The organism is Paraburkholderia kururiensis, from assembly GCF_034424375.1.
In the GTDB taxonomy this organism is placed as follows: Bacteria; Pseudomonadota; Gammaproteobacteria; order Burkholderiales; family Burkholderiaceae; genus Paraburkholderia; species Paraburkholderia kururiensis_A.
In genome coordinates, this window is the sequence record NZ_CP139965.1 from 5,628,626 (window position 1) to 5,654,288 (window position 25,663).

Annotated in this window: 26 protein-coding genes; 19 read left to right on the top strand and 7 right to left on the bottom strand. The window is 64.9% G+C overall.

The features are described from left to right. Window positions 1–7 precede the first annotated feature (7 nt). Complete coding sequence (locus U0042_RS25255) at window positions 8–952, top strand: ABC transporter permease (RefSeq protein WP_232833594.1); 945 nt, start codon at window positions 8–10, stop codon at window positions 950–952. Beyond that, window positions 949–1,704: an ABC transporter ATP-binding protein gene (locus tag U0042_RS25260; protein ID WP_114814871.1), complete on the top strand. Its 756-nt coding sequence runs from the start codon at window positions 949–951 to the stop codon at window positions 1,702–1,704. The genes U0042_RS25255 and U0042_RS25260 overlap by 4 nt, the downstream gene beginning before the upstream one ends. 137 nt (window positions 1,705–1,841) lie before the next feature. Here U0042_RS25260 and groL read toward each other — a convergent pair whose 3' ends face one another. Next, the gene (groL, locus tag U0042_RS25265; RefSeq protein WP_114814870.1) at window positions 1,842–3,482 is read right to left on the bottom strand and encodes a chaperonin GroEL; all 1,641 of its coding nucleotides are present in this window, start codon (window positions 3,480–3,482) and stop codon (window positions 1,842–1,844) included. A gap of 13 nt (window positions 3,483–3,495) precedes the next feature. Next, complete coding sequence (locus U0042_RS25270) at window positions 3,496–3,786, bottom strand: co-chaperone GroES (protein WP_114814869.1); 291 nt, start codon at window positions 3,784–3,786, stop codon at window positions 3,496–3,498. A 351-nt stretch (window positions 3,787–4,137) separates the two neighbouring features. On the opposite strand from U0042_RS25270, the gene U0042_RS25275 reads away from it, so the two are divergent. Further along, window positions 4,138–4,383 carry a hypothetical protein gene (locus U0042_RS25275; protein WP_114814868.1) on the top strand — a complete coding sequence of 82 codons (246 nt, stop codon included), beginning with the start codon at window positions 4,138–4,140 and terminating at the stop codon, window positions 4,381–4,383. Window positions 4,384–4,433: 50 nt separating this feature from the next. Further along, complete coding sequence (locus U0042_RS25280) at window positions 4,434–5,264, top strand: CmcJ/NvfI family oxidoreductase (protein WP_114814867.1); 831 nt, start codon at window positions 4,434–4,436, stop codon at window positions 5,262–5,264. Window positions 5,265–5,299: 35 nt separating this feature from the next. Here U0042_RS25280 and U0042_RS25285 read toward each other — a convergent pair whose 3' ends face one another. Further along, entirely contained in the window at window positions 5,300–5,620 is a 321-nt protein-coding gene (locus U0042_RS25285; protein ID WP_114814866.1) for an ArsR/SmtB family transcription factor, read from the bottom strand. Window positions 5,621–5,746: 126 nt separating this feature from the next. Here U0042_RS25285 and U0042_RS25290 point away from each other — a divergent pair, with 126 nt between their 5' ends. From U0042_RS25290 to U0042_RS25300, 3 genes are all read left to right on the top strand, one after another. Then, window positions 5,747–6,997 (top strand): OmpP1/FadL family transporter, encoded by a 1,251-nt coding sequence (locus U0042_RS25290; protein WP_114814865.1) that lies wholly within the window; start codon window positions 5,747–5,749, stop codon window positions 6,995–6,997. Window positions 6,998–7,084: 87 nt separating this feature from the next. Then, the gene (locus U0042_RS25295; protein WP_114814904.1) at window positions 7,085–7,531 is read left to right on the top strand and encodes a YeeE/YedE family protein; all 447 of its coding nucleotides are present in this window, start codon (window positions 7,085–7,087) and stop codon (window positions 7,529–7,531) included. After that, window positions 7,528–7,986 carry a DUF6691 family protein gene (locus U0042_RS25300; RefSeq protein ID WP_114814864.1) on the top strand — a complete coding sequence of 153 codons (459 nt, stop codon included), beginning with the start codon at window positions 7,528–7,530 and terminating at the stop codon, window positions 7,984–7,986. Before U0042_RS25295 ends, U0042_RS25300 begins: the two co-directional genes overlap by 4 nt. On the opposite strand, the gene U0042_RS25305 is transcribed toward U0042_RS25300, so the two are convergent. Continuing rightward, the gene (locus tag U0042_RS25305) at window positions 7,983–8,840 is read right to left on the bottom strand and encodes an IclR family transcriptional regulator (protein ID WP_232833593.1); all 858 of its coding nucleotides are present in this window, start codon (window positions 8,838–8,840) and stop codon (window positions 7,983–7,985) included. The genes U0042_RS25300 and U0042_RS25305 overlap by 4 nt on opposite strands. Before the next feature lie 442 nt (window positions 8,841–9,282). Between U0042_RS25305 and U0042_RS25310 the strand changes: the two genes are divergently transcribed. The 7 genes from U0042_RS25310 to U0042_RS25340 all read left to right on the top strand — a co-directional run bounded on the left by U0042_RS25310 (window position 9,283) and on the right by U0042_RS25340 (window position 17,487). Continuing rightward, entirely contained in the window at window positions 9,283–10,443 is a 1,161-nt protein-coding gene (locus U0042_RS25310) for an LLM class flavin-dependent oxidoreductase (RefSeq protein ID WP_114814862.1), read from the top strand. A 55-nt stretch (window positions 10,444–10,498) separates the two neighbouring features. Continuing rightward, window positions 10,499–11,722 (top strand): acyl-CoA dehydrogenase, encoded by a 1,224-nt coding sequence (locus U0042_RS25315; RefSeq protein WP_114814861.1) that lies wholly within the window; start codon window positions 10,499–10,501, stop codon window positions 11,720–11,722. Window positions 11,723–11,808: 86 nt separating this feature from the next. Then, window positions 11,809–13,485, top strand: a complete 1,677-nt coding sequence (locus tag U0042_RS25320; protein ID WP_114814860.1) for a rhodanese-like domain-containing protein — start codon at window positions 11,809–11,811, stop codon at window positions 13,483–13,485. Then, window positions 13,482–14,831 carry an LLM class flavin-dependent oxidoreductase gene (locus U0042_RS25325; RefSeq protein WP_114814859.1) on the top strand — a complete coding sequence of 450 codons (1,350 nt, stop codon included), beginning with the start codon at window positions 13,482–13,484 and terminating at the stop codon, window positions 14,829–14,831. Before U0042_RS25320 ends, U0042_RS25325 begins: the two co-directional genes overlap by 4 nt. A gap of 10 nt (window positions 14,832–14,841) precedes the next feature. Then, the gene (locus U0042_RS25330; RefSeq protein ID WP_198665421.1) at window positions 14,842–15,669 is read left to right on the top strand and encodes an ABC transporter permease; all 828 of its coding nucleotides are present in this window, start codon (window positions 14,842–14,844) and stop codon (window positions 15,667–15,669) included. Next, window positions 15,662–16,399 carry an ABC transporter ATP-binding protein gene (locus tag U0042_RS25335; RefSeq protein ID WP_114814858.1) on the top strand — a complete coding sequence of 246 codons (738 nt, stop codon included), beginning with the start codon at window positions 15,662–15,664 and terminating at the stop codon, window positions 16,397–16,399. Before U0042_RS25330 ends, U0042_RS25335 begins: the two co-directional genes overlap by 8 nt. 26 nt (window positions 16,400–16,425) lie before the next feature. Continuing rightward, a complete protein-coding gene (locus tag U0042_RS25340; RefSeq protein WP_114814857.1) occupies window positions 16,426–17,487 on the top strand; it encodes an ABC transporter substrate-binding protein in 1,062 nt (353 codons plus the stop codon). Between the two features lie 22 nt (window positions 17,488–17,509). On the opposite strand, the gene U0042_RS25345 is transcribed toward U0042_RS25340, so the two are convergent. Genes U0042_RS25345 through U0042_RS25355 form a run of 3 tightly spaced genes read right to left on the bottom strand, consistent with a single transcriptional unit; the run spans window position 17,510 to window position 19,954 of the window. Then, a complete protein-coding gene (locus tag U0042_RS25345) occupies window positions 17,510–18,298 on the bottom strand; it encodes an amino acid ABC transporter permease (protein ID WP_114814856.1) in 789 nt (262 codons plus the stop codon). A gap of 58 nt (window positions 18,299–18,356) precedes the next feature. Further along, the gene (locus U0042_RS25350; protein ID WP_114814855.1) at window positions 18,357–19,100 is read right to left on the bottom strand and encodes an amino acid ABC transporter permease; all 744 of its coding nucleotides are present in this window, start codon (window positions 19,098–19,100) and stop codon (window positions 18,357–18,359) included. 2 nt (window positions 19,101–19,102) lie between these two features. Next, complete coding sequence (locus U0042_RS25355) at window positions 19,103–19,954, bottom strand: transporter substrate-binding domain-containing protein (protein WP_114814854.1); 852 nt, start codon at window positions 19,952–19,954, stop codon at window positions 19,103–19,105. Window positions 19,955–20,269: 315 nt separating this feature from the next. Between U0042_RS25355 and U0042_RS25360 the strand changes: the two genes are divergently transcribed. The 5 genes from U0042_RS25360 to U0042_RS25380 all read left to right on the top strand — a co-directional run bounded on the left by U0042_RS25360 (window position 20,270) and on the right by U0042_RS25380 (window position 25,575). Continuing rightward, window positions 20,270–21,130, top strand: a complete 861-nt coding sequence (locus U0042_RS25360) for an amino acid ABC transporter ATP-binding protein (protein ID WP_269814068.1) — start codon at window positions 20,270–20,272, stop codon at window positions 21,128–21,130. Between the two features lie 79 nt (window positions 21,131–21,209). Further along, window positions 21,210–21,842: a cysteine dioxygenase family protein gene (locus U0042_RS25365; RefSeq protein WP_114814853.1), complete on the top strand. Its 633-nt coding sequence runs from the start codon at window positions 21,210–21,212 to the stop codon at window positions 21,840–21,842. After that, window positions 21,842–23,032 carry a cystathionine beta-lyase gene (gene metC / locus U0042_RS25370; protein WP_114814852.1) on the top strand — a complete coding sequence of 397 codons (1,191 nt, stop codon included), beginning with the start codon at window positions 21,842–21,844 and terminating at the stop codon, window positions 23,030–23,032. The genes U0042_RS25365 and metC overlap by 1 nt, the downstream gene beginning before the upstream one ends. A gap of 36 nt (window positions 23,033–23,068) precedes the next feature. After that, on the top strand, window positions 23,069–24,727 hold the full coding sequence (locus U0042_RS25375) for a rhodanese-like domain-containing protein (protein WP_114814851.1): 1,659 nt from the start codon (window positions 23,069–23,071) through the stop codon (window positions 24,725–24,727). Beyond that, entirely contained in the window at window positions 24,724–25,575 is an 852-nt protein-coding gene (locus U0042_RS25380) for a transporter substrate-binding domain-containing protein (protein WP_114814850.1), read from the top strand. Before U0042_RS25375 ends, U0042_RS25380 begins: the two co-directional genes overlap by 4 nt. The last annotated feature ends 88 nt before the right edge of the window (window positions 25,576–25,663 follow it).

The following is a 25,663-nucleotide window of genomic DNA, read 5'->3' on the forward strand; positions in this document are numbered from 1 at the left end:
CCGTGCAATGGCGATGGACGATTCGCTCGCGCCAGGCAAGACGAACGCATTTGGCGCCGTGCCTGCACACGAGGTGCGCGAGGTGCATGAGCGTGGTACGGCGCGCGCGGCCGCCGCGCCGCATGCCGCGGCGATACGCCATGACGCATCGGATTCCGGACACGCCGAAGCGGCGGAAAAGAGCCTGCGGCGATGGCATTGGGCGGGCCTCGCGCTGCCCGTCGTGTTTCTGTGCGCAATCGAACTGCTGGTTCGTGTGCAGATGTTGCCCGCCAACCTGGTGCCGGCGCCTTCGACGATCGCAGGCACGCTGGTTCACATGGGCGGCGAGCGGCTTCTGCGCCAGGTCGCCGCCAGTACGCTGCGCGTGCTCGCAGGCTTTGGTCTTGGCGCGGCGCTCGCTATCGTGATCGGCGCAGCGATGGGACTGAGCCGCAGGCTCGAGGCGCTCTTCGATCCGTCGTTTCAGGCGCTGCGTGCCATTCCGTCGCTGGCGTGGGTGCCGGTGTTGCTGCTCTGGATGGGCATCGACGAAGCACCGAAGATTGCGCTCGTTGCCATCGGTGCTTTCTTTCCGGTCCAGCTTGCCGTGGTGGCGGGCATTCGCAACGTGGAGCGCAAGCTCGTGGAACTCGGCGCGGTGTATCGCCTGAGTCCGGCACGCATGCTGGTGCGCATCCTCTTGCCGGCCGCGCTCCCGCAACTCTTCACGGGGTTGCGCACGGGCTTGAGTCTCGCATGGATGTTCGTGGTGGCCGCGGAACTGATCGCCGCCACGCGCGGCCTGGGCTATCTGTTGAGCGACGGGCGGGAAACCGGACGACCCGACATCGTGTTCGGCGCCATCATTCTGCTGGCGCTGATGGGCAAACTGACCGACGGCGCGATGAAGGCGCTCGAAGCGCGCGTGCTGGTGTGGCGCGATACGAATACCGGCGAGAGGCGAGGATGAGCGATTCCGTGCTCGACATACGCGTGCGGCTGAAGCGCTACGGCGGTCGCGTGGTGCTGAGCGACACGCAGCTTGCCGTGCGCCCTGGCGAGATCGTGAGCCTGCTCGGCCCGAGCGGCTGCGGCAAGAGCACGCTGCTGCGCATCGTGGCCGGTCTCGATCGCGATTTCGACGGGGCGGTCGCGCTGCGCGGCGTACCGCTCGATGGTCCGTCGCCGGAGCTTGGTGTGATCTTTCAGGAGCCGCGGCTTTTGCCGTGGCTCGACGTGGCGAACAACATCAGCTTTCCGCTGCGCGCTCGCGGCGAAGCAGCGGAGCGTGTCACGGCCCTGCTTGGAGAGGTCGGTCTGCCGGGTATAGAAGAGCGCTGGCCGAAGGAGCTCTCGGGCGGGATGGCGCAACGCGTGGCCATCGCACGCGGGCTGTTTTCGCGCCCGAGCGTGCTGCTGCTCGACGAACCGTTCAGCGCCGTCGATGCCATTACACGCATGCGTTTGCAGGACCTTTTGTTGCAGGTCACGTCGTCGCATCGCATGGCCGCGCTCGTGGTCACGCACGACGTGGACGAAGCCCTGCTGCTCTCGGACCGGGTGCTCGTGATGCAGGCTGGGCACAACGGCGCGGGCGGCGGCATCGTGCACGAGTTGCGAGTGGAGTTGCCGCGCCCGCGCAGCCGGCAGGCTGCAAGCGAAGGCGTGTTGCGAACTGCGTTGCTCGATCGGCTGGCTGCGTTGTTTGCACAACCGGCTTGAAACCGGTTGAACCCGGTTTTAAACCGGCTTGAGCTGTTGCCTTGAACCGGCCCGAGCGCCACGACGGTGACGGTTGGCCGGCGCTTGCCATACTGCCGTGCCGGCGCCTGCGGGCGCCGGCATTTTCCCGTTGAGCACTAGAACTCGAAGCCCGGACCACCCGCACCGGCTGCGGCCGGCGACGCAGCGGCCGCCGCATCCTTGGGCGCTTCATGCACCGTCGCATCCGTCGTCAGCAGCAGGCTCGCCACGGAGGCCGCGTTTTGCAGCGCCGTGCGCGTCACCTTCGTGGGGTCGACCACGCCGGTCTCCACCAGATCGCCGTATTCGCCCGTGGCCGCGTTGTAGCCGAAGTTGCCCGAGCCTTCCGCCACTTTCGCGACGATCACGCTGGCTTCTTCGCCGGCATTCGCGACGATCTGGCGCAGCGGCTCTTCCAGCGCGCGGCGCACGATGTTGATGCCCGCGTTCTGGTCCGCGTTCGCACCGTGCAGGCCCGCAATGGCCTGCTTCACGCGAATCAGCGCGACGCCTCCGCCCGGCACGATGCCTTCTTCCACCGCGGCGCGCGTGGCGTGCAGCGCATCGTCGACACGGTCCTTCTTCTCCTTCACTTCGATTTCGGTCGCGCCGCCCACCTTGATGACAGCCACGCCGCCCGCGAGTTTCGCCACGCGTTCCTGGAGCTTCTCGCGGTCATAGTCGGACGTGGCCTCGGCAATCTGCACGCGAATCTGCTTGACCCGCGCCTCGATGTTCGACTTCTCCCCACCGCCGTCGATGACGGTGGTGTTTTCCTTGCCGACCTCGATGCGCTTGGCCTGGCCCAGTTCGGCGAGCGTCGCTTTTTCGAGCGTCAGGCCGGTTTCTTCCGCAATCACCTGGCCGCCCGTGAGAATCGCGATGTCTTCGAGCAGTGCCTTGCGGCGGTCGCCGAAGCCCGGCGCTTTCACGGCCACCGTTTTCAGGATGCCGCGAATGTTGTTCACGACGAGCGTGGCGAGCGCTTCGCCTTCCACGTCTTCCGCAATGATGAGCAGGGGCCGGCCCGACTTCGCGACCTGTTCGAGTACGGGCAGCAGGTCGCGGATATTCGAAATCTTCTTGTCGTGCAGCAGTACGAACGGCTCTTCCAGGATGGCGAGCTGCCGGTCCTGATGGTTGATGAAGTAGGGCGAGAGGTAGCCGCGATCGAATTGCAGGCCTTCGACCACGTCGAGTTCGTCGGCAAGCGACTTGCCGTCTTCCACGGTAATCACGCCTTCCTTGCCGACGCGGTCGATGGCTTCCGCAATGCGCTGCCCGATCGACTCTTCGCCGTTGGCCGAGATGGTCGCGACCTGGGCGATTTCCTTGCTGGTGGTGGTCGGCTTGCTGATCTTCTTCAGTTCTTCGACTGCCGCGACCACGGCCTTGTCGATGCCGCGTTTCAGATCGAGCGGATTGAGGCCGGCGGCGACGTACTTCTGGCCCTCGCGCACGATGGCCTGTGCGAGCACCGTCGCGGTAGTCGTGCCGTCGCCGGCGGCGTCGCTCGTTTTCGAGGCGACTTCCTTGACGAGCTGCGCGCCGATGTTTTGCAACTTGTCGGCCAGCTCGATTTCCTTGGCGACGGACACGCCGTCCTTCGTCACGACGGGGCTGCCGAAACTGCGTTCGAGCACCACGTTGCGGCCCTTCGGACCGAGCGTGACCTTCACCGCATTGGCGAGCAGGTTCACGCCTTCAACCAGTTTGGACCGTGCGTTGTCGCTGAAGGCGACTTCTTTGGCTGCCATGTTTGACTCTCCCTCAGGATTGAACGACTGCGACGATGTCTTCTTCGCGCAGCACGAGCAGTTCGTTGCCGTCGACTTTCACCGCTTGCCCCGCATATTTGCCGAACAGGACGCGTTCGCCGACCTTGAGGTCCGGCTCGATACGCCTGCCGTCGTCGCCGCGACGGCCCGGACCGACTGCGACGATTTCGCCCTGATCGGGCTTCTCGGCGGCGCTTTCGGGAATGACGATGCCCGATGCCGTACGGGTTTCCTGATCGAGACGCTTCACGATCACGCGATCATGTAACGGACGTAGACTCATTTGCTGTTTCCTTCTGGACGAGTGACTAAAGGAGATGTCACAGCACCTTTGCTGCATCTTCGATTGGCACTCTCATGCGGCGAGTGCTGACCGGAAACCGAGTATAGAAACGGCGCGCAAAGGGCTCCAATAATCGATTGGCAGAACGTTTGTCGGCAGCACGGGATTTGCAATGCATGGTTTGCGCTAAAGGCGCGGCAAGGCGGGGCGGCGTATCCGGGTAGCGCCCCTCCCGAACGATGCACTCGAATCGCGAAGCGCTGAAAAGCATCGAACGAATGCTTGTTTGTGCGGCGATGGAACGGTGACTAGATTGAATGCGTGAACGTCAGATGACGAGGAGGTACCGTCATGTCGATGAACCTCGCATTGTTCTATCGCCACGCAATATCGAGGCCGCTCGAGAGCTTGCGGCGGCGCGTAGGAGACGGCTCTGCGTCCGTCGTCGCGCGGGAAAGCGCCCCCGCTGTTGCAGCACGCGAGGCGCCTTGCCCGCATCGCCACGACGCCGCGCACTTCGAACGCATTGCGACTTACGCGCGCGCCGGCTACTTCAACATGGGCTACACGCTCGATGTGTTTCACGTGAGCGAGTAGTTTTCGCCGATGTAGAGGGAGCCGATACAACGCCAGATGGAGCGCCAGTCATGAGCGATATCGTCATCGAAACGCCTGTCGTCGTCGAAGCCGGGCTGAACTACCTCGTTCCCAATGGCGAGCGGCCGGTCACTTACGCGTATGAGCCGCCTGCGGGTGTGCCATTACGAAATGGCGTCTATCGTGCGCAGCGTGTGAGGATCGCGAATGCGCGCATCACACCGCCGCCGGGCGGGCTCGCTCTCGATCGCAACGGCTTCGAGTTGCGCCGTCACGCGAGCGCGCTCACCGATTTTTCGGACCCAGCTGCCATCGAACGTGTGTATTACCCGGAATCCGAAGCGCTGCTCAAGCGCTGCACGGGCGCGAAGCGCGTCGTCATCTTCGATCACACGCTGCGTGATGGCCGCGCCACGCGCGCCGACGGCGTGCGCGAGCCGGTGAAATACGTCCACAACGACCAGACCTTCGTATCGGGTCCGCGCCGCGTACGCGATCATCTGTCGCCGCAGGAAGCGCAAGCGCTGCTCAAGGGACGCGTCGCCATCGTCAATTTGTGGCGGCCCGTCGGCGAGACGGTAGAGTCGTCGCCGCTCGCGCTGTGCGACTCGCGCAGCATTGCGTTGACCGACCTCGTGCCCTCGGACCTCGTCTATCGCGACAAGATCGGCGAAACCTACGCGTTCGTATTCAATCCTGCGCACCGCTGGTACTACTTTCCGCACATGACGCCCGACGAAGTGCTGCTGCTCAAGATCTACGATTCCGCAGGTGACAGCATCGCGCGACTGACGGCCCATACCGCGTTCGACGACCCGTCTTCGCCGCCCGATGCACCGGCGCGCCGCAGCATCGAGTTGCGCTCGCTGGTGTTCTTCTGAGCACGCCGCTTGCGGGGCGCGCGATGGCGCCCGGATCAGGAAGCGACACAGAACTGCTGATAAAGCACGTCCATCACGGCAAGCGCCTGGGCGCTCGCCACCGAATAGAAAATGTTCTTGCCTTCGCGGCGTGCCGTGACCAGACCATTTTCGCGAAGCACGCCTAACTGCTGGGACAGGGTGGGTTGGCGGATGCCAAGCTGATCCTCCAGCTCGCCGACGGACAACTCGTCCTGAGACAAACGGCACATGACCAGCAAACGATCCGGGTTGGCGAGAACCTTGAGCAGGGCGCAGGCTTTTTTCGCAGAAGCTTGCATGGTGCGAAGGTCGATGGTCGGATCGGAAGAACTCATTGGATGATCACAGTTTATATGTTGATAATCTATCTAAAGCTTATGTGAAAAACTTGGTTTGAGGTGCGAGTCCTGGTCAATAGACTCTGTCCCCGTTGGCTGTTCAAACATTATTCGGGGAAACGTATGAAGCTACAAGGGACCACGCGCGCACTCCTTGCTGTTGTCGCGGCAGCACCAGGCCTCGCATGGGCGACCAACGGCTATTTTTCCAACGGCTATGGTGTGGCATCGCAGGGCATGGCCGGCGTAGGCATCGGGCTGCCGCAGGATGCGTTGGCCGCGGCAGCCAACCCTGCCGGTATTGCCTTCGTCGGCAACCGCTTTGATGGCGACATCAGTCTTTTTCTGCCGAAGCGCGGCGCGGAAATTTCGGGCAACAGCTTTGGGGCTAATGGCAGCTACGCAGGCAACAATCGCTCGATTTTCGCGCTGCCCGAATTCGGCGTGACATACCAGGTGCTGCCGAACACCTATGCGGGTCTTGCACTGTACGCCAACGGCGGTCTCGACACGGGCTACGCCAGCAATCCCTATCGCGCCTTCGGTGCGACGGGATCGGCCGGTGTGGATCTCGAACAGTTGTTCCTCTCCCCGACGATTGCCTACAAGCTGCTGGACCGGCATGCGTTCGGTATCGGCCTGAATATTGCCTATCAGCGCTTCACCGCGAGCGGGCTACAACCGTTCACGAGCATGTCGGCCGCACCCGGCAACGTCACCGATCGCGGCGCCGATTCGACAGTGGGCGTGGGCGTCCACCTTGGCTATACCGGCGAAATCACGCCCACGCTGACCGTCGGTGTGACGTGGGCGTCGAAGATTCACGGACGTTTCGACAAATACAAAGGTCTCTTCGCCGATGGTGGTTCGTTCGACATCCCGGAGAACTACGGCATCGGCTTCTCGTGGAAAATCACGCCGGCATGGACGGTGGCGGCCGATTTCCAACGCATTCTGTACGGCAACGTGAAGTCGATTGCGAATCCGCTCGCCAATCTGTTCGCGGGCAATGCAATGGGGGCGTCCGGCGGTCCGGGTTTCGGCTGGCGCAATACCAACGTAATCAAGATCGGCACCAGCTATGACGTGACGAGTCACCTGACGCTGCGTGCGGGCTACAGTCATTCGAGCCAGCCGGTCGCGAGTACGGAAACCTTCCTGAACATTCTCGCCCCAGGTGTCGTGCAGGATCAGGCGACACTCGGCGCGACGTGGAAAACCGATTCGAAGACGTCGTTCGGTGTGTTCTACGGCCATGCGTTCAAGAAGACGGTCGATGGCAATAACTCGATTCCCGCAGCCTTCGGAGGCGGCAATGCGAATGTGCATCTGGCCGAAGACGTCGTGGGCGTATCCTTCGGCAAACCATTCTGAGTCTCGTCGTCCGGCGATACTGCACGAGTTCCTGGCTCGAGCGTCATCGTCTGACGGCGGCAATACAGGAGAGGAACCGAAGCGATGATGGAATCTTTTACCCCGTGGAGTTCGCTTGCCGGTGGCGTGCTGATCGGGTTGTCGGCGGCTTTGCTGCTCGGCATCAATGGGAAAGTTGCCGGTATTAGCGGTATCGCACGCCGGCTTGTCTGGGGGCCGCGCAGCGGGTCTGCCTGGCGGGCTGCATTTATTCTCGGACTGATTGCCGGAGCGGCGAGCTTTTATGCGATTGCGCGGGCAACCGGCCACACCGCCTGGTTGCCGCACGCGCGCCCTGGATTTCCCGCGGTCCTATTGATCGCGGCCGGTCTCGCCACTGGCTTTGGCACGGCACTCGCCAATGGCTGCACGAGCGGCCACGGCGTGTGCGGACTTGCGCGCCTGTCGAAGCGTTCCGCGGTGGCGACTGTCACGTTCGTGGCGGCTGCCATGGTGTCGACCTATGTGGTGCGTCACGTGATCGGGCTGTCATGAACGCCCTGAAGCCATTGAAGCCACTATCCGCATTCGGTTGCGGGCTCCTCTTCGGTATTGGGCTTGCGCTGTCCGGCATGACTCGCCCGCAAAAGGTGCTCGGCTTTCTCGACGTGACAGGGAAATGGGACGGCAGTCTTTTGTTCGTTCTCGGCGGCGCAGTCGTGACGGCCATGATCGCTTTCCGTCTCATACTGAAGCGCAACGCCGCCTTGCTGGCTGAGCGCCTTGATCTGCCCAAGGAAGCGCCGGTCGATTTCAACCTCCTCGTCGGCGCGGCAATTTTCGGCGTTGGCTGGGGCGCAGCCGGGTATTGCCCCGGCCCCGCGATCGCGCTGCTCGCGCAACCCAATATCGAAGTCGTCTACTTTCTGCCCTCGATGGTTGCCGGGTGGGGACTGTACTCGTTCATCCGTTCAAAGCAGGGGAATTTCCCCGACAAGCCGGACAGCTAGATGCCAAGAAACTGCGACATCGCCCGAACCGCATGCGATGTCGCGTTCAGCAATTCCGACGCCTTCATCAGATCGTCGCGCATGGCTTCGTTGCCGTTACGGAAGAAGTGGCTCGGACCGGTGAGCACTATTGCGCCCACGGCACGGCCGGACGGCGCGGTGAGCCGCGTGCCCACCGCGCAGATGCCGATCACGTTTTCATTCTCGTTGGTAGCCCAGCCGCGCTGCCGCACCTGCTCCAGTTCGTCATAAAGCGCCGCGCGATGCCGGACCGTGAATTCCGTGCGGGCCGCAAAGGGCTCGGGCCCGAGCAGCACGTCGCGTTGTTCCGGCGTGCGATCGCTGAGTAAGAGCTTGCCCGAAACCGACGCGTGCAGCGGCGCACTGACGTTGGTGTCGAAATACGGCGCCACGCTGTAGTTGCCGGCGGCGGAGTCCACTGTGACCCGATGGTTGCCCATGAACGCGATGAGCAGTACCGACGGGCCGTGGCGCTCCTGCAGTTCGCGCATGAGCGGGGCGGTGTCGCGCCGAAGCCGGTTCAACGGATGTTCAAGCGGCAGCGGGCAGGCTGCACGCGGCGTGGGGCAATAGAGCGGCCCCTCTCGATATACGTACCCGGCCTGATCCAATGACTGCAGCAGGCGGTGACACGTGCTGGCGGGCAGGCCGACGCTGTCCGCGATTTCCTGCAGGCTCAACGGACGGGCGGCCTCGTGCAGGCGGGATAGCACGTTCAACCCTCGCGCAAGCGCGCCGGATTCCGTCTCGCGTCGCTCGGCGACGCCCTCGGTACTGGGAAGGGTCGCCATGGCTAACAGGAATGGGTGACGTGAGTCAGGCGCCGCGAACATGCCGCGCGCATGACGAAACCGGCTGAGCGGAATTGCATATATGAATTGCTTTGTTGGTGAGTCTTGGGGGCGCCCATACAATAAAACGGAATTGTTCTTCCGAAATATTGTACAAGCGGCTCGATTATTGGAATAGCCGGAAGGTACGGCGCCGCGGTTGGGGTGCCCATCTATATGTAAAGCGCCCGACCCATGGAACATCGGCCGGTGTCATGTAATAAGGATACCTACGTTTATAAATAGACATCGCTGATGCAGGTGGTATGGGGCGAGCCCCTCCCCGAACTGGTCGCGATTGGCGCGGCTCAGCAGGCCGCCAGCCATCTGTGCAGCGGCGATGCCTCCACCCACGCCGTCCGGTTCGTGGCGCAGGGCTCGCTGCTCAGCTCACGTCGATCCCAGCCGCCTGAAGGCACTTCATTCACTTTGTCTCCCGTGATCCATGTCCACCCCGTCTCCCGCCGAGTTTCCCGATAGTCCGCTGTCGCACGCACTTGCGCAGCCGCTTCTGCTGGGCCTGTTCCTGCCGATCCAGAGCGGCGGCTGGTCGATGTCGACGCTGCCGCGCGGCACCGACTGGACGTTCGACTACAACGCGCGCTTGACCCGCAAGGCGGAGGACCTGGGCTTCGATCTCGTGTTCGGCCTCGCGCAGTGGCTCGGTAAGGACGGGCATGGCGGTGCAATGCGCTACCGCCGCGAATCGCTCGATTCGTTCATCACCATTGCATCGCTCGCGTCGATCACGAAGCGCATCTTGCTGGTCTCAACGCTGCACATCCTGTACGGAAACTGGCACCCGTTGCATCTCGCAAAGTTCGGCGCAACGCTCGACCATATTTCGGGCGGTCGCTGGGGACTCAACATGGTGACCGGCCACTCGATCGACGAAGCCGCGATGTTCGGTCGCGAAGCGCACTTCGAGCACGACCTGCGCTACGAGATGGCAAGCGAGTTTGTCGATCTGATGCAGCAGCTCTGGTCGCTCGACGACAACCTGACGTTCGACGGCAGGTGGTATCGCACGCGCAACGCGTTCGTCTCGCCGAAGCCGCGCTATGGCCGGCCGGTGCTGGTCAACGCCACCAGTTCACCGGCCGGCATCGCCTATGCGGCGAAACACTCCGACCTCATCTTCATCACGAGTTCGGCGGGCGCCCAGATCGACGCGGCGCTCGACGTACTGCCGGCGCATACGGCTCAGGTGCGTGCGGCGGCGCGGGCCCACGGCCGGCAGGTACGCACGCTCATCAATCCGACCATCGTCTGCCGTCCGACAGAAAAGGAGGCGCGCGCCTATCACGACGCCATCCTCTCGCATGCCGATTTCGGCGCGGTGGACGGATTTACCGGGCGTCGGAGCGACGCGCAGGCGTGGAAGGGTCACCAGCGCGAGCAGCGCGTGCTCGGGGGCAACATCCAGATCATCGGTTCGCCCGAACACGTTGTCGACGACCTGCAGCGGCTGAAGGCAGCCGGTATCGACGGCGTGCAGCTGACGTTCTTCGATTTCGAGCCCGACCTCGCGTACTTCGGCGAGGCCGTGCTGCCGCTGCTGGAAGAGGCAGGGCTGCGTGTACGCGTGCAGCCGCAGGCGACGTAACGGCCTGGCAGACAGATCAACCAACACGTTCATCCGATTCACAGGAGCGTTGCCGATGGGAACCCTCGATTCGAGACTGGCCGCCGATCCGGGTCTCGCCCCCGTGCAGCCGGACTCTCCGGCGCGGCGCGAGCTGGTCACGGCGATTGCTGCCGGGACCGCGGCACGCGAGCGCGGACAAGCCGACGCGCGCGACGCCATTGCGCTGGTGCGGGCGGCACGTCTTGGGGTATTCCGGGTGCCGCGGGCAGAAGGCGGTGCGGGCGCGACACTCCCGCAGTTGTTTGAACTGGTGCTGGATCTGGCCGAGGCGGACCCGAACATTCCCCACATCCTGCGCAACCATTTCGCGTTCGTCGAAAAGGCGCTGCGTGCGCGTCATCTACCGCAATACCAGCGCTGGATCGCGCTGGTGCTTGCGGGCGACCTGTTCGGCCTCGGGGCGAGCGAGCTCGGCACGCAGCACATTGGCGACGGCGATGGCAATACGCGGCTCGAACCGGCGGCGGACGGTCACCATCTGACGGGCACCAAGTACTACAGCACCGGCAACCTGTATTTCGATCACATCATCGTCAACGCAAAGACGCCCGATGGACGCTTCGTTGGCGCGCGCGTGTCCGTGGGGCAGCCGGGCGTCGATGTGCGCGACGACTGGGACGGCATCGGCCAGCGCCAGACCGCGAGCGGCACCACGATCTTCAGCAATGTCGAGGTCGCCGCCGCCGACGTACTACCCAACGCCGACGACGTGGCGCTTCCACAGCAAGCCACCTTTGCGCAGCTCTATCTCACGACGATCATCGCGGGCATTCTGCGCAGGGTCGCGAAGGACGCCGTGGACCTGGTGCGGCAGCGGGAGCGCAACTTCTACCACGCAGTGGCGCCGTGTCCGGCAGACGATCCGTTGCTCCAGGAGACCGTAGGCGAACTACTGAGTGCAGCGTTCGTGGCCGAAGCTGCGGTGCTGAACGCGGCGAACGTGCTGGGCAAGGCCTTCGACAGCGCGATCGTCGGCAAACCCGACGATGCGCTCTTCACGGAAGCGGCGCTGCGCAGCGCCAAAGCGAAAGTGGTGGTCGACCAGCTCGCGCTGGAGGGCGCGACCCGTCTGTTCGATGTGGGCGGCGCGTCCGCGGCGAAGCAGGCCGCGCAACTCGACCGTCACTGGCGCAACATCCGCACGATTGCGTCGCATAACCCCGGCCTCTACAAGGCGAAGGTGCTCGGCAACCATGCGATCAACGGTGTGCCGCTGCCGGGCGCTGCCTTCTTTTGAACGACCGCCATCCGCCTCCTGCGTTGGCAGCCGGCACCGGATTCCGACATGGGTTACTACCTGGACACGACCCGGACACCCCCACGATGACTCAAACCTACGTTCCACGAATGACCCCAGCCGCGTTGCGCGCGGCCCTTGCCGCGCGCGAGGAGCTTGCGATCCTCGATGTGCGCGAAGAGGGCGTGTCCGCCCGCCGCCGGCTGTTCTATTCGTCGATCGCGCCCGTTGGGCGGCTTGGCCTCGTGGTCGGGCCGCTCGTACCGCGCCGCACGACGCGCATCGTGCTGGTCGACGAAGCCGGCGAATACACATCGCGCGCCGCAGCGCTGCTGACGCGTTTCGGCTATACCGACGTATCGATTCTCGAAGGAGGCGTCTCCGGCTGGGAAGCCGCGGGCTTCGAGGTATTCAGCGGAACCAACGTGCCCGGCAAGGCGTTCGGCGAGGTCATCGAGCACAGGCTGCATACGCCCAATATCGACGCGCATTCGCTCAGGCGTCTGCTGGATGCGGGCGAAGACGTCGTGGTGCTCGACAGCCGGCCTTTCCCCGAGTACCAGACGATGAACATTCCGGGCGGCGTCGAATGCGCCGGCGCGGAACTCGTCTATCGCGCGCTGGCCGCTGCGCCGTCGCCGGACACGCTGATCGTCGTGAACTGCGCGGGGCGCACGCGCAGCATTCTGGGTGCGCAATCGCTCGTCAATGCCGGCATTCCCAATCCGGTCGCCGCGCTAACCGGCGGCTCGATGTCGTGGCTGCTTGCAGGGTTCGAACTCGAACATGGCCAGATCCGCACGGCCCCACGCCCCGATGACGCGACGCTCACCGATGCGCGCACGCTCGCGCAGCGCGTGGCAGCCAAAGCGGGCGTGATCGAAATCGACCGGGCGGCGCTCGCGCGCTTCGAAAGCGAAGCAGCAACGCATACGCTGTACCGCTTCGACGTACGCAGCCCGCTCGAATACGAAGCGGGCCACCGCGCGGGCTGGCGCTCGGCGCCTGGCGGGCAGCTGGTACAGGCCACCGACGAATATATCGGCACGCTGCACGCACGCGTCGTGCTTGCCGACGACGATGGCGTGCGCGCGCGCATGACCGCGTCATGGCTCGTACAACTGGGGTACCTGCACGTGTTCGTGCTTGCCGACGACAACGCCTCCGCCCGTTTGGAAACCGGCCCCGAGCCACGAGAAGTGCTGCGCACATCCGGCCGCACCCGCTGGATCGAAGCGGACCAGCTTGCGCGCGCGCTGGAAGCGGGCAGGGCACACGTGGTGGATGTGGACAGCAGCCTCGCGTTTCGCCGCGCGCATATCGCAGGGGCACGCTTCGTTACCGCGAGCGCGTTGCAGGACCTTCTGGCGCGCATCCACGATCCCGCGCGCCCGCTTGTGCTGACATCGAGCGACGGCGTGTTGGCAGCACTGCTCGCCGACGGGTTGCGCGAGCATGGCGTCGAGGCGTCGGCACTGCTCGGCGGCACACAGCGCTGGTTTGCGCTGGGCCTGCCGCAGGCCACGGGCGACGAAGGCAACCTCACCGGCGACGACGATGCGTGGTACAGCCCGTATCACTACGGGCCGGACCAGTCGGCGCAGCAGATGGAGGCGTATCTCGCATGGGAGCTGCAACTGGTGGCGCAACTCGAGCGCGACGGCATCGCGTCGATCGACGTAATCGACTTCGGCACGTCCAACCGCGCGCGCAGCGCGGAGCGCCTCGCGGCGGCCACGCTCGTTGCGGAGCACCAGCCATGAGCGCGGCGCGCACCCTGCATCTGAACACCAACATCACCGGCACGGGCCGTCACCCCGAGAGCTGGCGCACGCTCGATAACCCTAAGTCCATCGTCGATCTCGGGTTCTTCACCACCATCGCGCAGATTGCCGAGCGCGGCCGGCTGGACGCCGTGTTCCTCTCCGACACGCTGGCACTGCGCGGCCACGCGCATGGACCGGCGCAATCGCTGGAACCGACGGTTTTACTCACGGCGCTCGCCGGCGCGACGAAGCACGTCGGGCTGATCGGCACCGCTTCGACCACCTTCAACGATCCGTTCAACCTGGCGCGCCGCTTCTCTTCGGTAGACCATCTGAGCACCGGCCGCGTCGCATGGAATGCGGTGACCACCTACGATCCCGAGGCGGCGGCCAACTTCAGCTTCAGCGAAACGCCGGACAAGCCCGCGCGTTACGCGCGCGCCGCGGAATTCGTCGACGTCGTGCTGAAGCTGTGGGATAGCTGGGAAGACGAGGCGTTCATCGCCGATCGCGAGAGCGGTCGCTACACGGACCCCGCGCGCGTGCATGCGATCGCGCACGACGGCCCGTATTTCCAGGTACGCGGGCCGCTGAACCTGCCGCGCAGCCCACAGGGCCGTCCTGTGCTCGTGCAGGCGGGCGGGTCCGAGGCAGGCGTTGCGCTCGCCGCGCGTCACGCGGATGCGGTCTTTACGGCGCAAACCACGTTCGACGGAGCGCAGGCGTTCTACCGCGACATCAAGGCGCGCGTCGCGGCGCACGGGCGCAACCCCGATCATTTCCTCGTGCTGCCGGGTCTCTATCCCGTCATCGGCGGCACCCTCGAGGAAGCGCGCCGGCGCAAAGCCGACATGGACGCGCTGCTCGACCGTAGTGCGGAACTGGTCCGGTTCGCTCGCGCGCTCGGCGTGGCGCCTCGCGATCTGCGTCTGGATGCGCCGTTGCCTTATGACCTGATCGATAGCGGCGATAGCTCAGATGTCTCCAGTGGATTCATTCGGTCCACCGTGCTGCTCGCTCGCAGCGAGAACCTGACCGTTCGTGATCTGCTCGATCGCAATCCCGGGGCTCATCGAATGATCGTAGGCACGCCGCAGACGATTGCGGACGACATCGAGCGCTGGTTCGTTGGTCGCGCGGCAGACGGTTTCAACCTGAATGCCGACGTGTTTCCGTCCGGGCTCGCGGACTTCGTCGATCACGTCGTGCCGCTGCTTCAGCGCAAGGGCATCTTCCGGCGGGACTACGACGGGACGACACTGCGCGACCACTACGGTCTTCCGCGGCCGCCGAGCCGCTATGCCAGCGCCGCGCCGACATCGGTCGCGGATGCCGTCTTCTGAGGAAATTCCTATGTCCACCAGAGAATCCACCTTGGCCGTGGCGCCGGGGCCCGCTTCCGCTGCCACGGCATCGCGGCTTTCCACGCTGCACGAACCGCTCATTCGCGGCATCGTGCCCGTGCTGCTGATTGCGCTGTGGCAACTGGCGTCCTCGCTGGGCGTGACGAGCGAATTCGTGCTGCCGGCGCCGGCATCCGTGCTCGCCGCCTACCGCGAGCTGTGGCAATCGGGCGACCTGCAGGATGCGCTGAAGGTGTCGCTGGCGCGTGCGGCATTGGGCCTCCTGATCGGCGGGGGCGGCGGGCTGCTGCTGGGTGTGGCGGCGGGTCTGAGCCGATCGGCGGAACGCGGCTTCGATTCCGTGCTGCAGATGCTGCGCACCATCCCGTTCATTGCGCTCGTACCAATCTTCGTCGTGTGGTTCGGTATCGGAGAGTTCTCGAAGGTGGCATTGATCGTCGGTGCGGCGATTTCGCCGATGTATCTGAGCACGTATCACGCGATACGCGGCATCGATCCCAAGCTGCTGGAACTCGGCCGCACCTTCCGCCTGACACGGGCGCACCAGGTCCGCCTCATCATCCTGCCCATGTCGTTACCCGGGATATTGGTCGGCGTCCGGTATTCCGCCGCAATCTCGCTGCTCGCGCTCGTGGCGGCGGAGCAGATCAATGCAAGCGCCGGCATCGGGTTCATTCTGAATAACGCCAACCAGTTCCAGCGCACCGACATCATCATCGCGGGCATTCTCGTTTATGCGGTGTTGGGTATCGCCGTCGACGCGCTGCTGCGGCTGATCGAGCGCAAGGCGCTCGCCTGGAGAGGTGCTCATGTCTGAGCTCGCCTATCAGCTGGATCAAGAGGCGGCGCCGGTTGTCGCCAGTCTGTCGCGTGTGGGCAAACGCTATGGCGACAACACCGTGCTGGACCACGTCGACTTCACGGTGCGCAAGGGCGAGGCGGTCGCGCTCGTGGGACCGTCGGGCACCGGCAAGACCACGCTGTTGCGGCTGCTCGCTGGGCTCGAGTCGGCAACGGGCGGCCGCACGGACGTGTCGGAGAACACGTCGGTCGTATTCCAGGAGCCGAGGCTGATTCAGGCGCTGCGCGTGTGGAAGAACGTTCTGCTGGACGATGCGCACAAACCGGATGCGAAAGACCGGGCGCGCGCCGCATTGCAGGACGTGGGGCTCGAAGACAAGCTGGCGAGCTGGCCTGTCAGTCTTTCCGGCGGGCAGGCGCAACGCGTCGCCGTCGCCCGCGCGCTGTATCGTCGCCCCGACCTCATGCTGCTGGACGAGCCGTTCAGCGCTTTGGACGCATTCACGCGGCGCAGCATGCAGAGCCTCGTTCTGAGCCTGTGGGCGCGATACCGGTTCGGGCTCGTCATCGTGACTCACGACCTGGATGAGGCGCTGATCCTGGCCGATCGCATCGTCATTCTTTCCAGAGGCAGGATCTGCCACGAAACGACGGTGGATCTGCCGCGCGAACGCGACGTGACGTCGCCCGAATTCAACGCGCTCAAGCGCGAGTTGCTGGGGCAGTTTTCGCTCAGCGTGTCCTGATCTTTCCAACCACCCGCACATTAATCATGTCGCTCAAAAAAACGCTATACGCTACCGCCGCTGCGCTTCTTGCTGTCCTGCCCGCAGCCATCACGCTCACGGCATCCGGTACGGCCGCGGCGCAGACGCAGCAGGTCGATCTCAAGAAGACGAAGCTCGTCATCGCCTATCAAGATCCGGCGTTTCCGGCCTTGATCCGCAAGTCGGGGGTGGTGGACGGAACGCCTTACCAGATCGAATGGGTCCTGTTGACGGGGCCCGCCGCCAACCTGTCGGCGCTGTACGCCGGCCGGATCGACCTGGGCCACATGGGCGATACGTCGCTCACCATCGAGCAGGCCAACGCGCGCACGGAATGGACGAAGGAAACGGCGCCGCTGCGCATCGTTGCCGGCTGGCGCAATGCCCATTCGAAGGAATATCTGCCGGAGGTCACGGCGGTGCGCACGAGCGCCGGCATTGGCAGCGTGCAGGCCATCAAGGAGCACAAGTTCGGCTACAACTACGGTGGCTACAATCACGCCCAATACCTGGCTACGCTGGTCAAGGCCGGATTGACCGAAAAGGACATTCAGCCCGTCAAGTTCGCGGACGGCGCAACGTCTGCGGCCGGTTTCAATGCGGGGGAAGTGGATGTCTATTCGGGCGCGCTTGGCCCGATCCTGACGACGGTTCACTCGGGCGCCGGCCGTGTTTTGCTGACCGACCGCGACACGGGAATTCCCGCCCTCAACGTCTGGACCACGACTTCGGCCGACCTGAAAGATCCCGCCAAGGTGGCCGCATTCCAGGATTTCTTTGCCCGGCTCTCGGGATACTGGGCCTGGCACGACGCGCACAGGGACGAGGTGATCGGCGTGCTGAAAGAGACGCTGAAGATCTCGGACGAACGCGCCGCATTCGAGTACGAAGTGCGCAGCGGCGGCTTTGTCCGGTTTGACGGCGGTCTGCTCGGGCAGGAGCAGAAGATCGCGGACATCCTCTACGACGGACACGCGATCAGGAAGAAAGTGAAGGTCGACGTCGAATACGATCCGCGGTTCAACGCCGTGCAAAAGGCCGTCTGGCCCATTCCGTCACGCGACTGAGCGTTGCCCTGAAGTGTTGGCCTTACGCGCTGGCGAACCGCCTTTCGAGCCAGCGCGTGAAGCGCGAGATCGGATAGCAGTAAGCGAAGAAGATGAACAAGGTGGCCAGATACGAGAGCACCGTGAAGCTGGAGCGCGCCACCGTGCTGCTGGCGATCTGCGCGGTGTCGATCAGGTCGTGCACGCCAACGAGCGAGGACAGCGCCGTGCCCATGGTGATGATCGCGTAGACGTTCATCCACGGCGGCAGCATGCGGCGCACGCACTGCGGCAACACGATGTGCAGCAGGATCTGCGTGCGGGAGAGCGCTAGCGAGCCCGCCGCTTCCCACTGTGTGGTGGGGATGGACGCCACCGCGCCGCGAAACACTTCGGCAATGTTGGCGCTTGCGGGCAACGCAAGCGCCAGTGTCACCTTGAGCCAGTCGGGAAACGGCAGCGTGACGCCGAATACGTTGAACTCGAACGGAAAGACGTAGGTGGTGAAGTACACCAGCACGAGCCAGGGCGCGTTGCGAAACGCGCCTACCCAGAGCCTCGCCATGCGTCCGGGCAGCGAGGGGGCGAGCGCGAGCGCCCCGACCACGAGGCCCAGCAGCGACCCGATGCCGATCGCGCCGGCGCTGATGAGAACGTTCAGCGCGAAGCCATGTGCGAGCGCGGGCGACCATTCGATGAAGCGCGCGAGCGTTTCGCCGCGCGATCCGCTGTCGGGCGCGAAAACCCAGAGCAGCGCGCCGACGGCGAGCACGGCGAGCGCGGCGCTCACGCCGGGCGTCAGGCGTCGCGAACGGGCGCCGTTATGCGTCATGCCCTCGCGGTGCGGACGAGCGTTGGGCAACGACGACGCCGTCGATGAGGGAAGCCATCTAGGCGCCATAGCCGGGAATCCACAGGCGTCGTTCGAGCCAGCGCCCGGCGAGGCTCACGAGCCACGTCAGCAGGCCGAAGAACAGGAGAATCAGCACCATCAGTGCCAGCACGTTATCGCGTTGGGTCCAGATCATGATCGACTGATAGGTCATGTCGCCCACCGCGATGGCGGATGCCAGCGCCGTCGCCTTGACCAGCTCCACGAAATTGTTCACGAGCGCGGGCAGCGCGGTGCGCAGCGCAAGCGGAAGTTCGATGCGCCAGAAACGCGTGGCACGGTCGAAGCCGAGCGAAGCCGCGCCCTCCAGCGTTTGCACGGGTAGCGCGTCGAAACCTGCGCGCAATGCCTCGGCATGGAAGGCGCCCTTATGCAGCGACAACACCAGCACGACCCAGAAAAACGGCTTGAACGGATTATCGACGTGGCTCTCGCGCAGCCATTGCGTAATCAGCATGTTGAACACCAGAAACGCGCAGTACAACTGCACGAGAGTGGGCGTGTTGCGCGTGAGCTCCACGAAGGCGCGCGCGGCCCCGGCCACCCACGGGCTGCGGTGGCGCAAGGCGAGCAGCAGCAACAGGCCGGCGAGGGCGCTGCCGGCCAGCGTCGCGACGACCAGCTCCACGCTCACGGCGATGCCTTGCAGAAACGGCGTGCGCTCGTAAGCATCGAACAGGAACCGGTAGTCGAGCCCGGCGTGCGCGGCCTTGTCGATGAACGTGTGGAACCACGCGGCCATGCTTATTGCTCTGCCGGCAATTGCCGGTGCCATTCTGCGAGCGCCGGCGAGGGCGGCGTCAGACCGTTCTTCGCTTCGACCTCGATGAGCCAACCCGTGCGATGCCAGTCGCGCACGATCGCGTCGAGCTTCGCCGCCGTGTCCTTTTCGCCTTGCCGTACCCAGATGACCGAAGGCGCAGGCTCCAGCTCCGGCTGCAGCGTACGGTAGTCGCGCCACTCCGGATCGTGCTGCTGTAGCGGATAAAGAAGCGGTGCGGCGTCGTGGACTGCCGCGACGCAGCTGCCGCCGCGCAGCGCGAGCAGGGACTGCGCTGCACCCGGAAACGCACGCGGCACGGCCCCATATTTCTCCACGACCGGGCGGATATAGCTGCTGCCTTGCGAAATGCAGACGGGCTTGCCGCGCAGGTCCTCCCACTTCGTGATGCCGCTCGATTGGGGCGTGATAGCTGTGCCGCCGACGCGGTAATAGGGCGTCGGCACGTGGTCGAGAATCTCGCCGCGCTGCGCGTTGTACTCCATGTTCGCAATGAGGATGTCCACCTTGCCCTGTTGCAGAAACTGCACACGTGTGGAGGGCTGCACCGATACCAATTGGACCTTCACGCCGAGGCGTTTGCCGATGTCGTTGGCGAGGTCGACGTTTACGCCGCGCGGCTGTTGCGTTTGCGGGTCAAGCGAGCCGAACGGGCTGCCCGCGATCATCACGCCGACCGCAATTTCGTGGCGTGCGTTGATCTTGTCGAGCGTCTGGTCGGCATGGGCCGGTGCGGCGAGTGCGGCAAGCGCAATCGCCGCGCACTGGGAAAGAAATACGAGAAGCTTGTTATGGGCCGCCTGGCTGGATGTCATGAGCGATCAGGTGATAAGAGGGAACACGCTAAGGGCGAACATGCGTGCGTGTCGTTACGACAGGCGCGCCGCCGCGACGGCATACGCTATGCCATTCCCGGCGCAAGGCAAACAAAATGAATCTGCTAAGCAAAGCATCCGGACGTTAAAGCGTGGCCTCGCGCAGCCTCGCAAGGCTGCGCTGCACATAGCAGATCGTCAGATAAGTTTTCGCCTATTCCTTGGTTCGTGATTGCAGTCCTGCTTCCTAGAATGATCCGCTGCTGAGTGAGGCGACTGCTTGCGCCGCTTTGCGTCGACGACAGGAGGGGCTGCATGAACCGGATCGCATTCGAAGAACTCGCGGCGCTGACGAGCGTGGCCGCGCGCCACGATGAAAATGCGGTCTCTCGCGCCCATGGCGAGGGCGCGCTGCTTTCGTTGCGCGACGTGCACCTGTCGTACGGCGACACGCCCGTGCTCAAGGGCATCGACCTCTCGGTCAGGCGCGGGCAGGCCGTGTCGATCATCGGCCCATCCGGCTCGGGCAAGTCCACCATCCTGCGCTGCATCAACGGGCTCATCGCGCCGCAGGCGGGCGAAATTTACGTCGACGGCATCGACGTGCGTGCGCAGAAGACGGACGCGCAGCGTATCGCCTTGCGCAAGCGCATTGGCTTCGTGTTCCAGCAGTTCAACCTCTTCCCGCATTTGAGCGTGCTGGACAACCTGACCATCGCGCCCATGCGTGTGCTCGGCCGCAGCCGTGCGCAGGCGGAGAGTGACGCTCATGCGCTGCTCGCCAAAGTGCGCCTTGCCGACAAGGCGAAGGCCTATCCCGGCGCCTTGTCCGGGGGGCAGCAGCAGCGTGTGGCCATTGCCCGCACGCTGGCCATGCGACCGGACCTGATCCTGTTCGATGAAGTGACGTCGGCGCTGGACCCCGAGACGGTGGGCGAAGTGTTGAACGTGATCGGCGAACTGGCCGACGAAGGGCAGACCTGCGTGCTCGTCACGCACGAAATGCGCTTTGCCGAAGAGATCAGCGACGAAGTGTTTTTCACGGAGGGCGGCGTGATCGTCGAGCGCGGCACTGCGCAGCAACTCTTCCACTATCCGGCGCACGAACGAACCCGGTTCTTCCTGCAGCGTGCCCGCGGCGAGGACCGTGCCGGACGCGCACTGCGACGCGCGTGAATGCCGCATGAGCGCAGCGTGAAACCCCCGCGCCCCTCCACACAAAACCGCTTTCACGACCACGACGACCACGACGACCATGACGACCACGACGACTGAACCCAGCCGCGCCATTGCGGCGCAACGACGCGAGGCAGTGCAGGACCTGCTTGCCGGCGCCCGGCGGATCATCGAAGAGCGAGGGGTGACGCGCGAAGCGCTGAACGCCATCAGCGCGCGGCTGCTGGAACTGGCGACACGTAGCGAGCTATTCGATGCGGCGGATTTTCCACCGCCCCAGCGCGATAGCGGCGATACCTCGACACGCTACCGGCTCAACCCCGGCGAAGACGGGCTGGCGCTCTACCTGAACTCGCTGCTGCCGGGCAAGACCACGATCCCCCACAACCACGACACGTGGGCGGTCATCGCCGCCATCGAAGGCGCCGAGCTGAACCGCATCTACCGGCGTACGGACGACGGTCGCGACCCCGAGCATGCGACGCTCGAACTGCTACAGGAAGTCGTGATACGTCCCGGCGTCCCGATCGCTTTTATGCCTGACGACATCCACAGCATTCACGTGGGCGGCGCGCAGCCCACGCTCCACTTCCATCTCTACGGCCGCCCGCTCGATACGCTGACGGGCCGCCTCGGCTTCGAGCCGGATACGGGGCGCGTCGTACGCTACAACGCAAAGCACATGCAGCAGGCTACCCAGGCCGTCGGCTGATGGCGGCGCCTCGCGACCAATGGCGAACGCGCGTGCTGCACGCGGGTTCGCCCTCGTTCGACAACGGCGCGGTGCCCGTGAACGTGCCCGTGGTGCGCGCCAGCACCGTGCGCTTCGCAAGCCATGCGGATCGCGAAGCGTTGCACGAGCGGCGCGAAGCAGGCGAGCCGGTCAGCACCTATGGCCGGCACGGCATGGCGACGCACCGTGCGCTCGAAGCGGCCATCGGCGAACTGGAAGGCGCAAGCCACGTGCTGCTCGCGCCCTCGGGGCTCGCGGCGATCTCGCTCGTCTTCGTCGCGCTGCTGTCGCCCGGCGACCACGTGCTCGTGCAGGACAGCGTCTACGGCCCGGTGCGCGAGCGCGTGGAGCCGCTGCTTACGCGTCTTGGCGTGTCGTTCGACTATTTCAGCGCGGGCGCGGGCTGGCCTGAAGCGCTCGTGCGACCGGAAACGCGGCTTGTCTACGCGGAGTCACCGTCGTCGTTCCTCTATGAGGTGATCGATCTGCCGGCGCTCGCGGCATTCGCACGTGGGCACGGCATAGCGCTCGCCGTGGACAACACGTGGGGCGCAGGGCTGCTTTACCAGCCGCTCGCACTCGGCGCCGACATCTCGGTGCAGGCCACCACGAAATACCTGGGTGGTCATTCGGACTTGATGCAGGGTGCTGTGGCGACCTCTAATCCCTCGCTTGCGCGCAGGCTGCGCGACACGCACGACGCGCTGGGTCTTGCCGTCGGCGCGGACGACGCCTATCTGGCGCTGCGCGGTATCCGCACGCTGGCCGTGCGTCTTGCGCAGCACGGCCGCCATGCCCTCGAGGTGGCGCGGTTTCTCCAGAGCGAGCGCAGTGTGGTGACGCGCGTATTTCATCCGGCGTTGCCCGACGATCCCGGTCATGCGCTGTGGCGGCGCGACTTCAACGGCGCCAACGGGCTCGTGTCGTTCGCCTTGCGGCACGCCAGCACGGAACAGGCGGCCGCGTTCGTCGACGCCTTGCGCCTCTTCGGCATGGGCGCGTCGTGGGGCGGCTTCGAAAGCCTCGCGCTGGTCGCACCGCCGTCGCGTCTGCGCGAACAGCGCTACTGGCGCGGCAACGAGCCGGTCGTGCGGTTGCACGTTGGCCTCGAAGATCCGGCCGATCTGATCGCAGATCTCGAGCAGGCGTTTCAGCGTGTGTTGTCCTGAGTGTTGCCTCTTTCTATCCATTGCTACTCATTCCGAATGCCCGACCTCTTTTCGCTGATTCCCGCGACGACGCTGCGCGAATGGCTCAACGACGCCGACGAGATCGCCCTTTTCGATGTGCGCGAGGCCGGCGAATTCGGCGAAGGCCATCCGTTCTTCGCCATTCCCTTGCCGTACAGCCGGCTCGAACTGGACGCCGGCCGTCTCGCGCCGCGCCGTGACGTGCGTGTCGTGCTGCTCGACAGCGGCGAGCGCAACGAAGCCGTTGCGCGCCGCGCGGCACACCGGCTGACGGCACTGGGGTACACGCGCGTTGCCGTGTTGCAGGGCGGGGCGCGCGGGTGGTCCGCGGCGGGCTACACGCTGTTCAAGGGCGTGAACGTACCGTCGAAGACATTTGGCGAACTCGTCGAACACGCTTATGGGACGCCGCATATCGCCGCAGAGGAACTGGCGAGGCGGCAGGCGGCGCGTGCGCCGCTCGTCCTGCTGGACGGCCGCACGGTGGAAGAGCACCGGAAGATGACGATCCCGGGCGCGGTGAGTTGCCCGAACGGCGAACTACCTTATCGGCTGGGCGCACTGGCAACCGACCCGAACACGCCTGTCGTGATTCATTGCGCGGGGCGTACGCGCAGCATCATCGGCGCGCAACTGCTGCGCAGTCTGGGCGTGCCGAATCCCGTCGTCGCGCTCGAAAACGGCACGCAGGGCTGGACCCTGGCCGGACTCGCGCTCGAATACGGCAGTGCGCGGCGCTACCCGGATACCGTCGATCGAATCGCGCTCGCCGATGCCCGCGAGCGGGCGAAGGCGCTGGCGCAGCGCTTCGAATTGACCACGCTCGACGCAGCGGGCGCGCAGGCATGGCTCGACGCGGCAGACCGCACGACCTACCTGCTGGACGTGCGCAGTGCCGCCGAATTCCAGCATGACGGCGTGCCGGGCGCCGTGCATGCGCCGGGCGGCCAGCTGCTTCAGGCCACCGACCAGACCATCGGGGTGCGTGGCGCACGCGCGCTGCTGGTCGATCACGACGGCATACGGGCGCCCGTGATCGCCACGTGGCTCGACCAGATGGGAATCGAAACGGCCCTGGTCGCGGCGCACGACGCACAGCGCCTGCGCCTGCGCGATTCGAATGAACTTGCGCCGCATGCGGCAGACGAAGCCGCGCCGATCGACGCGCGAGCGCTGCGCAAGCTACGCGACAGCGCCCAGCGGCTCCATCTGCTCGATCTGCGTTCCAGTGCGGTTCATCGCCAGGGCCACCCGGTAGGCGCGCGTTGGGCGATCCGGCCGAAGGTCGTTGAAGCGCTCGAAGGTGCGGTGCTGTCCGACTCCGTGGTGCTGTTCGCGGACTGCTTTGCCGTGGCGGCACTCGCGGCCCACGACCTGCGCGAAGCGGGTTTCACGCAGGTCTCGATCGCAAGAGACGGCGTGGAGACGTTGCGCGCCGCTGGCTACGCATTCGAGACATCGCCGCACTCGCTGCCGGACCACGAGCGTATCGACTACCTCTTTTTCGTACACGACCGGCATGAAGGCAATCTCGATGCCGCACGCGCTTATCTGGCCTGGGAAACCGGCCTGATCGCGCAGTGCGCACCGGACGAACTCCAGCACTTTCGCATTGCTGCGCAACCTTCCCACGCCGACACGATCGACACGATCGACCGGTTGATCCACTCATGACACTCCGCCAATCGAGGCGCACGCGCCGCGCCCATGTTCTGCTGTCCGCGCTTTTCGCCTGTTGCGCATGGATGGACGGCGCCCACGCCGACGCCACGCTCGACCACATCAAATCGCGCGGCACGCTGGTGGTCGGCGTCGTGCTGGACGGCACGTATGGCACGCTCGATCCCGTCACGCGCAAGCCCGTGGGGTACAACGTCGAGCTGGGCGAGAGCCTTGCCCGCCATCTCGGCGTGAACTTCGAGGCAATCGAGGTGACGCCGCCCAACCGCGTGCAGTTCCTGCAGCAGGGCAAGGTGGATGCGCTGATCGCGAGCATGCAGTACACGAAGGAGCGCGACGAAATATTGAGCTACGTGCCGACGCCTTTCGAAGAGATCGGCGGCAGCGCGATGGTGCACAAGGGTGCGGGCATTCACGACTGGAGCGATCTGCGCGACAAGCCCGTGTGCGTCTCGCAGGGCAGCAATTACACGAAGCCGCTGATTGAACAGTACGGTGCCCAGGTCAAGGCGTTCAAGGGCATGCCCGAGGCGCTGCTCGCCTTGCGCGGCGGCGCGTGCGTCGCGTCGGTCCATGTGACGCCCGGCATTCAGGCACGGCTTGCGGGTACGTCCGGCGAATGGAAAGACTACGAGTCGCCCATGCCGACGCAACTCATTCCGTCGCCCTCGGTGATCTGGGTTCGCAAGGGCCAGACGGACACCGTCGCGGCCTTCGACAAGATCGTCAAGGACTGGCACCGCACCGGTTTCCTGATCGATGAGGGCAACAAGTGGCACATGCCGCCTTCGCAGCCATTGCTGGAATGGCACCGCCAATATGCCGCCAACAAGGAAAACTGACATGGCCGAGGCCTGCCGCGCAGGCGGCCGATCGCGACTACGACGCGCGCCGTACGCTCGAACTGCTGGGACCGGAGCCCGAGCGGCC

Coding starts and splice junctions, on each gene's coding strand:
- U0042_RS25255 (WP_232833594.1), top strand. CDS start 8: ATGGCGATGGACGATTCGCTCGCGCCAGGCAAGACGAACGCATTTGGC.
- U0042_RS25260 (WP_114814871.1), top strand. CDS start 949: ATGAGCGATTCCGTGCTCGACATACGCGTGCGGCTGAAGCGCTACGGC.
- groL (WP_114814870.1), bottom strand. CDS start 3,482: ATGGCAGCCAAAGAAGTCGCCTTCAGCGACAACGCACGGTCCAAACTG.
- U0042_RS25270 (WP_114814869.1), bottom strand. CDS start 3,786: ATGAGTCTACGTCCGTTACATGATCGCGTGATCGTGAAGCGTCTCGAT.
- U0042_RS25275 (WP_114814868.1), top strand. CDS start 4,138: ATGTCGATGAACCTCGCATTGTTCTATCGCCACGCAATATCGAGGCCG.
- U0042_RS25280 (WP_114814867.1), top strand. CDS start 4,434: ATGAGCGATATCGTCATCGAAACGCCTGTCGTCGTCGAAGCCGGGCTG.
- U0042_RS25285 (WP_114814866.1), bottom strand. CDS start 5,620: ATGAGTTCTTCCGATCCGACCATCGACCTTCGCACCATGCAAGCTTCT.
- U0042_RS25290 (WP_114814865.1), top strand. CDS start 5,747: ATGAAGCTACAAGGGACCACGCGCGCACTCCTTGCTGTTGTCGCGGCA.
- U0042_RS25295 (WP_114814904.1), top strand. CDS start 7,085: ATGGAATCTTTTACCCCGTGGAGTTCGCTTGCCGGTGGCGTGCTGATC.
- U0042_RS25300 (WP_114814864.1), top strand. CDS start 7,528: ATGAACGCCCTGAAGCCATTGAAGCCACTATCCGCATTCGGTTGCGGG.
- U0042_RS25305 (WP_232833593.1), bottom strand. CDS start 8,840: ATGTTCGCGGCGCCTGACTCACGTCACCCATTCCTGTTAGCCATGGCG.
- U0042_RS25310 (WP_114814862.1), top strand. CDS start 9,283: ATGTCCACCCCGTCTCCCGCCGAGTTTCCCGATAGTCCGCTGTCGCAC.
- U0042_RS25315 (WP_114814861.1), top strand. CDS start 10,499: ATGGGAACCCTCGATTCGAGACTGGCCGCCGATCCGGGTCTCGCCCCC.
- U0042_RS25320 (WP_114814860.1), top strand. CDS start 11,809: ATGACTCAAACCTACGTTCCACGAATGACCCCAGCCGCGTTGCGCGCG.
- U0042_RS25325 (WP_114814859.1), top strand. CDS start 13,482: ATGAGCGCGGCGCGCACCCTGCATCTGAACACCAACATCACCGGCACG.
- U0042_RS25330 (WP_198665421.1), top strand. CDS start 14,842: ATGTCCACCAGAGAATCCACCTTGGCCGTGGCGCCGGGGCCCGCTTCC.
- U0042_RS25335 (WP_114814858.1), top strand. CDS start 15,662: ATGTCTGAGCTCGCCTATCAGCTGGATCAAGAGGCGGCGCCGGTTGTC.
- U0042_RS25340 (WP_114814857.1), top strand. CDS start 16,426: ATGTCGCTCAAAAAAACGCTATACGCTACCGCCGCTGCGCTTCTTGCT.
- U0042_RS25345 (WP_114814856.1), bottom strand. CDS start 18,298: ATGACGCATAACGGCGCCCGTTCGCGACGCCTGACGCCCGGCGTGAGC.
- U0042_RS25350 (WP_114814855.1), bottom strand. CDS start 19,100: ATGGCCGCGTGGTTCCACACGTTCATCGACAAGGCCGCGCACGCCGGG.
- U0042_RS25355 (WP_114814854.1), bottom strand. CDS start 19,954: ATGACATCCAGCCAGGCGGCCCATAACAAGCTTCTCGTATTTCTTTCC.
- U0042_RS25360 (WP_269814068.1), top strand. CDS start 20,270: ATGAACCGGATCGCATTCGAAGAACTCGCGGCGCTGACGAGCGTGGCC.
- U0042_RS25365 (WP_114814853.1), top strand. CDS start 21,210: ATGACGACCACGACGACTGAACCCAGCCGCGCCATTGCGGCGCAACGA.
- metC (WP_114814852.1), top strand. CDS start 21,842: ATGGCGGCGCCTCGCGACCAATGGCGAACGCGCGTGCTGCACGCGGGT.
- U0042_RS25375 (WP_114814851.1), top strand. CDS start 23,069: ATGCCCGACCTCTTTTCGCTGATTCCCGCGACGACGCTGCGCGAATGG.
- U0042_RS25380 (WP_114814850.1), top strand. CDS start 24,724: ATGACACTCCGCCAATCGAGGCGCACGCGCCGCGCCCATGTTCTGCTG.